12 protein-coding genes are annotated in these 8335 nt (G+C 63.5%); 2 read left to right on the top strand and 10 right to left on the bottom strand.

The annotated features are described in order from the left end of the window. Positions 1-19: 19 nt before the first annotated feature. The 10 genes from Q4C89_RS11000 to Q4C89_RS11040 are packed head-to-tail and all read right to left on the bottom strand — an operon-like array spanning position 20 to position 5390. Complete coding sequence (locus Q4C89_RS11000) at positions 20-415, bottom strand: hypothetical protein (RefSeq protein ID WP_303102658.1); 396 nt, start codon at positions 413-415, stop codon at positions 20-22. Beyond that, positions 412-762 (bottom strand): hypothetical protein, encoded by a 351-nt coding sequence (locus Q4C89_RS11005; protein WP_303102659.1) that lies wholly within the window; start codon positions 760-762, stop codon positions 412-414. The genes Q4C89_RS11000 and Q4C89_RS11005 overlap by 4 nt, the downstream gene beginning before the upstream one ends. Then, on the bottom strand, positions 756-1052 hold the full coding sequence (locus Q4C89_RS11010; RefSeq protein ID WP_303102660.1) for a hypothetical protein: 297 nt from the start codon (positions 1050-1052) through the stop codon (positions 756-758). Before Q4C89_RS11010 ends, Q4C89_RS11005 begins: the two co-directional genes overlap by 7 nt. After that, the gene (locus Q4C89_RS11015; RefSeq protein WP_303102661.1) at positions 1049-1510 is read right to left on the bottom strand and encodes a hypothetical protein; all 462 of its coding nucleotides are present in this window, start codon (positions 1508-1510) and stop codon (positions 1049-1051) included. The genes Q4C89_RS11010 and Q4C89_RS11015 overlap by 4 nt, the downstream gene beginning before the upstream one ends. After that, complete coding sequence (locus Q4C89_RS15185; protein ID WP_368493236.1) at positions 1449-1793, bottom strand: winged helix DNA-binding protein; 345 nt, start codon at positions 1791-1793, stop codon at positions 1449-1451. Before Q4C89_RS15185 ends, Q4C89_RS11015 begins: the two co-directional genes overlap by 62 nt. Next, a complete protein-coding gene (locus Q4C89_RS11020) occupies positions 1793-2194 on the bottom strand; it encodes a hypothetical protein (protein WP_303102662.1) in 402 nt (133 codons plus the stop codon). Before Q4C89_RS11020 ends, Q4C89_RS15185 begins: the two co-directional genes overlap by 1 nt. A 2-nt stretch (positions 2195-2196) precedes the next feature. Beyond that, a complete protein-coding gene (locus Q4C89_RS11025; RefSeq protein WP_303102663.1) occupies positions 2197-2967 on the bottom strand; it encodes an AAA family ATPase in 771 nt (256 codons plus the stop codon). After that, complete coding sequence (locus Q4C89_RS11030; RefSeq protein WP_303102664.1) at positions 2964-4715, bottom strand: helix-turn-helix domain-containing protein; 1752 nt, start codon at positions 4713-4715, stop codon at positions 2964-2966. Before Q4C89_RS11030 ends, Q4C89_RS11025 begins: the two co-directional genes overlap by 4 nt. Further along, complete coding sequence (locus Q4C89_RS11035; protein ID WP_303102665.1) at positions 4712-5149, bottom strand: hypothetical protein; 438 nt, start codon at positions 5147-5149, stop codon at positions 4712-4714. Before Q4C89_RS11035 ends, Q4C89_RS11030 begins: the two co-directional genes overlap by 4 nt. Next, positions 5130-5390, bottom strand: coding sequence for a helix-turn-helix domain-containing protein (locus tag Q4C89_RS11040; RefSeq protein WP_303102666.1), 261 nt, complete (start codon positions 5388-5390; stop codon positions 5130-5132). The genes Q4C89_RS11035 and Q4C89_RS11040 overlap by 20 nt, the downstream gene beginning before the upstream one ends. A gap of 87 nt (positions 5391-5477) precedes the next feature. Between Q4C89_RS11040 and Q4C89_RS11045 the strand changes: the two genes are divergently transcribed. Both Q4C89_RS11045 and Q4C89_RS11050 read left to right on the top strand, forming a co-directional pair. Continuing rightward, positions 5478-6170 (top strand): LexA family transcriptional regulator, encoded by a 693-nt coding sequence (locus Q4C89_RS11045; protein ID WP_303102667.1) that lies wholly within the window; start codon positions 5478-5480, stop codon positions 6168-6170. Positions 6171-6524: 354 nt separating this feature from the next. Continuing rightward, positions 6525-8335 (top strand): heavy metal translocating P-type ATPase (locus Q4C89_RS11050; protein WP_303102668.1); only part of this gene is annotated, 1811 nt, incomplete at its 3' end.

Consider the following 8335-nt stretch of genomic DNA (forward strand, 5'->3'; position numbering starts at 1 on the left):
TTGAGAACTTCCACCCGGCTCATGCCAGCGCCTCGGCACGGGTGATGCGGGTGAGCTGGTCCGTGCAGCACTCGTAAACGTCTGCCTCCGTCAGGACGTACACCAGGAAGTCACCTTCACCCTCGGCAATTTCGTCCACGATGACGCCTGCCTCTGCGTCCAGCTCTTCCTTCTCGCAGCTCCAGAAGGGTTCGACTGTCCCAGAAACTCTTACCCAATCGCCCACTTGGATGTCGCCACCGATGCGTTCCAAGTCGCTGCGTTCGTAGCCGCCGATTTGCCCAATCCCCGGTATGGCTACGACGTGCCGCTCGTCTACGACGCGAATCAGCACTCCTTCGCGGCCTTGCAGGCGGTCACTCGTATCGAGCACCTGCACCCGGTCCCCCACGTCGAGCACCTGCACCCGGCTCATGCTTCCAGCCCCCGGATGCCGTGCTGACGTACCCGCACGGTCGGGTTCTCGCGCCGCCAGCGCAACTCGTCCCGCTGCAACTGGTCCCGCACGCGCTGGGCGTCGGCCAGGTCCCGCAGCAGTCGGGCGTGGGCCACGTCACCGCGCAGCATGGCGTCGTCGGCTTCACAGTCGAGGTCGTCGCTGCTCTGGGTGCTGCTGTAGATGATGGTGACCACGCTGTCCGGCTTCACGGCGCAGTCCCGCCAGGGCTGAGGCTGAGGGGCCAGGGTCTGACGGGCAGCCACGGCGGCGAGAAGCAGGATGGCAGCCAGCAGCACGACGATGATGACGAGCACGGTCAGCATGGGGATTCCTCCTGGGGAATGGGATTGGCAGGGAAGGCGGGCAGGGTGAGCAGGATGTCCAGCGCGGCGCGGGGGCTATGGGCCGAGACACTGGGGACGTTGTCGGTCAGGCTCCAGGGGCCGCCCACCGGGTAGGCGTGCCACCATTCGCAATCGCGGTAAAGCGTGATTTCGCCGGAGTCCTCACCGAGCAGCACGGCGCGGTCCATGACCTGCTCGACCGTTTCCGGGCCGAGCAGCCCGGCGGCGCGGGCCTCTTCGACGGTGGTGATGGTGTCGGGGCCGGTCATGCCAGCAACCTCGACGCCACGGCCTGCACCAAGTCCTTGTCCTTGAGCAGTTCCTCGCCCTTGGTGACGATGTAGGCGTATGCCTGAGCCTGAATGGCCGAGCGCGTGCGGCGCAGGTGGTCACGCTCGGTTTCCTTCGAGCGAATCATGCCGTTGAGCTTTTCCAGGCGCTCGACCTTGGCGCTGTACAGCTCATCGTCCTCGCAGGCGATGACCAGCGCGGCCTTGCGGTCTTCGGCGTTGGTGTAGCCGCCTTCCTTGCTGATGCGGATGCGGTGGCGGGCTTCCAGGGCGTCCAACTCGCGGCTGATCTTGGCCTTGTCCGTCTTCATGCCGTTGATGTTTCGTTCGATGGTCTGAATCTGGTCGGGGATGTCGAGGAGCTGGCGGAGCTGGTCAGGGGTGGGTTTCATCACGGTGGGCCTCCAGAGCAGCAAGAAGATCGGAGAGTTCGTCATGCAGGTCCCGCAGGGCCTGGATGCCTTTCGGAGTGAGCGAGTAGAAATGCGAGCGACCTCGACTGGTTCGGCGGGTAGTCCGCACCAGTCCCGCCTTAAGCAGAGGCCGGATGCCATAGCTGATTTGCGTTGTAACCAGCCCAGGGAAAGCCCGCTGAATGTCCAGCATGGTGGCGCTTGTGTGCTTGGCTATGGTGTCGAGGAGTGCGCGGCGCGTCATGTTGCTGTAGCAACGCGCTGCGGCCTCCAAATTCTGGTGACGCTCATCGGATAGAGGGCGCATCAATTGTTCCTCTTCAAATCGCTAATGCTCAGATCGCCCACGGTGTCCGCATCTGCGACAGGGACGAGCAAAACTTGCCGGAGGAACTGTCCCCACCGTCCAGGGAATTTGCGCAGGACGTTACGCACTTCGACCACGCGGTACTGGACCATGTTGCCCATGCCCTCGCCAGGGCGCATCTCCTCAATCCAGAAGTATTCCCCTTCACGCACGTCCGCAACGTCCTCATCCAATTGGAGCGTGTCCTTTTTAGGCCAACTGCCGTCCGGATTTGCGACATACCAGACCACAGCGGAGGTGCGAGCGGTGGGAATGACGATCTCCTCGCCGCTAGGAGTGACAGCTTTGGCCTTGAGAATTTGGTTTCCACCGGCACCGCTCAGATGACGCTTCTTCGTCATGGCTACAGCACCTCCTGAGCTACAGCACGCACATGGGCAGGGGTCAGGTCAGCGCGGGACATCGAGGCGTCGGCCAGTCCCACGTCTAGGTGGCGCAGCAGCCGGTCAATCACGCGGTAAACCCCACGGGTGACCTCATGCACCGCGACCAACACCTTTTCTGGATAGTCGTCGTCGGAGTAGAGGCGCAGGAAATCGGCCTGAGAAAGCGGCTCGACCCGCACCCGCACGCCCACACGGCTGTCGATATCGGTGCGCTTGGCGATGATCTGCTCAAGCCAGGGGGAGCCGAGCAGCACGATGGTGATGCCACTGTTATCCGCCACGTACTTCAACTGGTCGAGCGTGCGCCAGCCCATGCGCTGAGACTCGTCAATCAGCAGGGTGTGCGGATGGTCCTGCAAGTAGCGCGTCAGCACGTCGGTGCGCTGTCGCCAGGACTCGCCCACCCGGATGTTCAGCTTCTCCAGAATGTCGGCCATCACGTCTTTAGGGGTGTAGTCGGGCCGCGCTTCCCAGTAGAAGGTGCGGGGCTTCTGAGCCAGCAGACGCGCCGCCGTGCTCTTGCCGCAGCCGTGCTCACCAACCACAAGGACCAGCGGCACGCCTTCACGAATGGCGTACTGCACGCGCTTGGTGATGAGGTTCAGAGCGGGCGTGTAGCGGACGTGTTCCGGCACCTTCGGCGTGGCGGGCTGCACCAGCGAGAGGGAAGGCTGAACGTCCACGTCAGCGGGCAATGTGATGGGGGTGGGGATAGCGTGCTTCGTCATTCGTCCTCCGTAAGCGAGCGCAGGAAGTCCTGCATGTTGGCGTCGTTGTCAGGCTGCAAAAACGATTTCCCGAAGGCTCCCAGGTCGGGCGTGGGGGCCGGGGTAACGGTGGTGAGCTGGGCGCGGGCTGCTGGAGCGGGCAAGGGCGTAACGGGTACGACCGGCAGTTCACGCTCATGCTGTTTGCGGACCAGTAGGGCTGGGTCGGTAATGGAGATGCGCAAGTCGTCGGCATCGGCCAGCGCCTGGCGCTTTGCCAGCTTGTTGGCGCGGCGCAGCTCGCCCGCTTCAATGCTCATGGCGTTGTCGGGAGCGCGGGTGGCCGCACCGAGGATGCGCAGGTGTCCGGCGCGTTCACGCAGGGCGATGATGCGCACGTCGCTGCCCAGCACCATCGCGTCGTGCAGGACAACCACCTTGGTGCCTGCGTAGCTGCCCAGTTCCCCACCGGGGCAAGCCCAGAGAGTGCCGTCCACTGTCACGGTGCAGTCGGGACGGACCACACGTTCCACGCGCTGGGCAAAGTGAATCAGCATTTCCCCCAAGTCGAAGGTCACCAGACTGGAGGCCGGGGCCGTACTGGTAAACCATTCCAGGCGGGTTTTGCCGTTGACGACGGTGCGATGGTAGTCCACGATCAGCCAACGCAATACAGCGCTCTGGTATTCGCGCAGGGTCATCAACCGGTTGCCTTCGCCTGGGTCACGCCCGGTTTCCTGCCAGCGGTAAGTGGCTGCTGTCAGCTTTTCCAGGTGGTCACTTGAACGGTTCTTGGCGTCCTCTCCCACGTAGCCGGGCAGGGTGCGTTCGAACAAGTGGAGCGTCCGGAAGAATCGCTCAATGTGCCCACGGGTGTGACTGACCCAGGGCCGGGAATGAATCATCTCGATGCCCAGATCACGGGCGACACGCTCAAAGTGGTGGCTGCTATAAGTGCTCCCGTTGTCGATGTACAGGCGACGGGGGCGGCCATAGATGGGGTACTGGTCTGCGTAGGGCGCGTCCTGATGCACAGGCATCAGCGCCCGGAAGAAAGCGAGGTCGGCCTGCACCTGGTCTTCGTCGGGAGAGAAGGCGATACCGGGAATGGCCCCGCTGAACACGTCAATGACGGCCTGAACACGCGGGCGGTAGATTTCCCCGGTTTCCTCGTCGAAGATCAGAATGTCGCAGCGCGTCATGTCCTGCTGCCACATATCGTTGGCGTGCAGGGCAATCACGCGGCCCACGAAAGTGCGCAGAAATTCCCGGCGAGCGTCGGTGTCGAGCATCATCAGGCGCATTTGGGGATGCTGTGTTAGGGCGTCCCGAATGCGTTGCACGGTAGCAAGGCTGATTTCTGTCCGGCGTCCGGCCCTCACTGTGTACATCACGTCCGGCACGGCCAGCATCAGGGTTTGGTGGAGCTTCCTAGTGCTGGTGGTTGGTGGGTTGGTGATGATTGCAGCGCAGATGATTTGCAGCGCCTCTTGCGGGACCCGGAAGGCTCCCTTGTCCTTACGCTCCTGCGGCTGAAGGCCCGATAGCCCGTGCCGCTGGAAACGTCGGACCCAGTCCCGAACAGTCGAGGGGTCCACGCCCTGGTCACGCGCCACGGCCTTGACTGCCTCACCACGTTCCCTCGTTCCCTCACGGGTATTCAGGACGGGCACAATGGCCGCGTGCAATTTCAGAGCGGCCTGTGGGTCCGAGTCCTTGTAGGTCGCCCCCTGCATAGGCGACAGCAGCAGCGACGGGTCACGCCTCAAGATTTCTGAGAAATTTGTGTGGCACTCAATTCCGGAATTGGGTGCCAACTTTTGTGGCACTGAATTCCCGGAGGGTGGCAGTGCTGCAATCGGGGTTTTTGCGGCTGAGTCGCCCCCGAACCCGATTGGCACTCAATTCCTGTAGTGGCACTCAATTCTGGCACTGAATTCTCGAATTGAGTGCCATCGCTGGAACCAGGGAATTGAGTGCCAATTCTGTCGGGATTCAGAGCCAACCCCAGGGTCATGGCGTCCATGTAAAGGCCCGGTGCGCCACGGCCACGGCTCGGCACACGCTCTTCGTAAAGCGTGCCCTTCTCGCGAGCCTGGGTGATGTGGCGGCGCAGGGTGCGGAGAGGGATATCGAAAATTTCCGAAATCTCCTGAGCGCTGAAGAGCAGCACCTGCCGCTGCTCACTCTTGACCGGCATCATGCTTCCCCTTGTCCGCAACTGCGTCTTTTGAGTCCGCAATTGCGGCACAATCGGCAATTTTTTTGGGGGACACCTTTAGACCCTGCGCCAGCTTCTGCTGTGTACGCAGGCTCATTCGTGCCCCCCGCTTTCCCAGTACTAAGTCGCTCACGTACTGCCGCGACAAAGCGCTTCTTTCCGCCAGCTCGTGCTGCCGGATACCCAGTTCCGTCATTCGATTGGTTATGAATTCGGCCAGCATGTTCCTCCTTTGACTCTTAAAGTTTAGTCCGCAGTTGCGGACATTGCAACCGCACTTGCGGACTGATAGCTTTACTCTCAGACCGTTATGAAGCCCTCACGACGCACAAATCCCAAGAAAGCTGATGTTGGTCAGCTACGCGGCCAACTCAACGACCTCATCGTTCAGCGGATGAGTTCGCAGGGCATTGACTCCGTCAAAGAATTCGCAGACAAGCACGGTATAGGGCGCTCCACCCTCTACGACCTGGTGAGAGGACGCAGTGACGGCACGATCAGCAACCCTAGCCTGGAAACAATTTCCCGCTTGGCTGAAGCCCTAGAACGGCCCGCGCACGAAATCCTGTATCTGGTTAATCCTGACGCGCCTGGTGCTGCTGCAACAATCAGCGCCCTTCAAGTGCCGGTGTACATGGCTGGACAGGCCGGAGCTGGGCCGCAGCAAATGCACGAACTGGACCAACAAGTCTTCGTCGAGGCGGAATTCGCTAAAGGTCGTGACTTGGTCGCGTTCAAGGTGAATGGCAACAGCATGGCGGGCGGTAAGCGTCCTATCTATGACGGCGATGTGGTCATCGTTGACCGCAACGTAGCCCCTGAAATCAACATGCCTGTGGTGGCTCGTCTTGCCGGTGACGGTTACGTGGTTAAGCGGCTGCGTCCTAGGCAAATCCTTGACAGCACCAATCCCGACTTCAGTGGCCCCCACGCCCTGATCTCTCCAGATGAGGTTGCCCAGGTCGTGGGCAAAGTGGTCCGCGTTCTCGGCAACATTGCCTGACAGAAACGTAGGGATTGAATTTGCAGCACGCGCCCCGAATTCAAAGCCGAGATAGGGACTGAATTTGAGACAGGCCCAAAAACGGAACGCTTCCCCCAGTTTTCACCAATAACCGGAACTGCCGGAAGGCCAAAGAAGAAAACCATGCTCCAGCACGGGCATGGCTTTTTTCTGTCTCGTCTGATTGCGGTTGGTTCCGGTTGTTCCACAAGGATTGAATTTGAGTCAGGGATGGGGATGGAGTACAGGGAATAACACCGCCCGAGGTGGCGGGGGTTTTCGTTCTGCCTCTCCCCAGCGGAATGTCTGAGCAGTCATTCATATATTGAGAGGTCATTCAGGTAAACTGTGGTCATGACTTCGTCCGGCGTCCGCCACCTGAACTACTTCGTGGAGAACATGGACTGCGCCGACTGCGTGCGGAAGGTGGAGCGGCTGGTGGGCAACCTGCCCGGCACCGCCGACGTGAAAACCAGTTTCGCCCGGCAGACCCTCGAACTTGACCTCGATGAATCGCAGACGGCGGTGGCGGTGCTGGAGCGGCATCTGCGCGAACTGGGCTATCCGCCGCAGTCCCTGGTGGAAAGTGCGGGAGAGGCCAGCGCAGCGGGCGCGTCTCCTGCCGCCGAGCAGGCCGCGCCCTGGTACGCGGGCGGGCAAGGGCGGCTGGTGCTGGTGTCGGGGGCGCTGCTGGCCCTGGCCTGGGTGCTGGGGCTGGTGGCTCCGGCGTGGGCGCAGGCGGCGTTTGCGGTCGCCACGCTGGTCGGTGTGTGGCCGCTCGCTCGCCGGGCCTGGGCTGGGGTGCGGCTGGGCGACCCCTTCAGCATCAACCTGCTGGTCACGCTGGCGGCGGTAGGGGCGCTGCTGATCGGCGAGGCCGCCGAGGGCGCGGTGGTCGTGTTCCTGTTCGCGGTGGGCGAACTGCTGGAGGGCGTGGCGGCGGGGCGGGCGCGGGCCGGAATCGCTGCCCTCAGTGCCCTGGCTCCCCGCACGGCGCTGTTGCTGGAAGGCGGGCAGGTGCGCGAGGTGAGTGCCAGCGGCCTGCAACCCGGTCAGCAGGTGCAGGTGCGCCCCGGTGCGCGGGTGCCCGCCGACGGCACCATTCTCGAAGGCCAGTCCAGTCTGGACGACAGCCCCGTGACCGGCGAAAGCGTGCCTGTCTCCAAGGGCGCAGGCGACAGCGTGTACGCGGGCAGCATTAACGGCGAGGGCGTGCTGACGCTGCGGGTGAACCGTGCTGGGGCCGACAACACCATCGCCCGCATCATCCGGCTGGTGGAGGAGGCCGAGAGCAGCAAGGCTCCGGTGGCCCGCTTCATTGACCGTTTCAGCCGCCGCTACACCCCCGCCGTCATGCTGGTGGCGGGGCTGGTGGCGACGGTGCCGCCGCTGCTGCTGGGCCAGCCCTGGAACGAGTGGCTGTACAAGGGGCTGGCGCTGCTGCTCATCGGCTGCCCCTGTGCGCTGGTGCTGAGCGTGCCCGCCGCCGTCACGAGTGCCATCAGCGCCGGAACGCGCCGGGGACTGCTGATTAAGGGTGGGGCCGCCCTCGAAACGGTGGGCCGCGTGCGAACCGTCGCCTTCGACAAGACCGGAACCCTCACCGCCGGGCGTCCGGTGCTGACGGGCCTGTTTCCCGCACCCGGCGTTCCCGAAACCGACCTGCTGCGGCTGGCGGCGGCGGCAGAAGCGGGCAGTGACCACCCCCTCGCCCGCGCCGTGGTGCAGGCGGCGCAGGAGCGGGGGCTGGCGCTGCCGCCCGCGTCCGGTGCGCGTGCCCTCGCCGGGCGGGGGGTGGAGGCGACGGTGGAAGGGCAAACGGTTCGGATTGCCTCGCCCGCGTTCGTGGCGCAGACAATCCCGCTTCCTGACGCCCTGACCCGGCAGATAGGCGCCCTGGAGGAAGCGGGGCAGACCGTCGCCGCCGTGTTGCGGGACACCGAACTGCTCGGCCTGCTGGCCCTGCGCGACGAACCCCGCCCCGATGCCATAGGTGCTCTGGCCCGACTGCGGCGACTGGGCCTGACCCCGGTGATGCTGACCGGAGACAATCCCCGCACCGCCGCCGCCATCGCCGGGGCACTGGGCCTGGGCGAGTACCGCGCCGGACTGCTGCCCGAAGACAAACTGCGCCTCGTGGACGAGTTGCCCGGCCCGGTGGCGAT

The sequence above is a fragment of the Deinococcus sp. genome (genome assembly GCF_030523985.1).
GTDB lineage: Bacteria > Deinococcota > Deinococci > Deinococcales > Deinococcaceae > Deinococcus.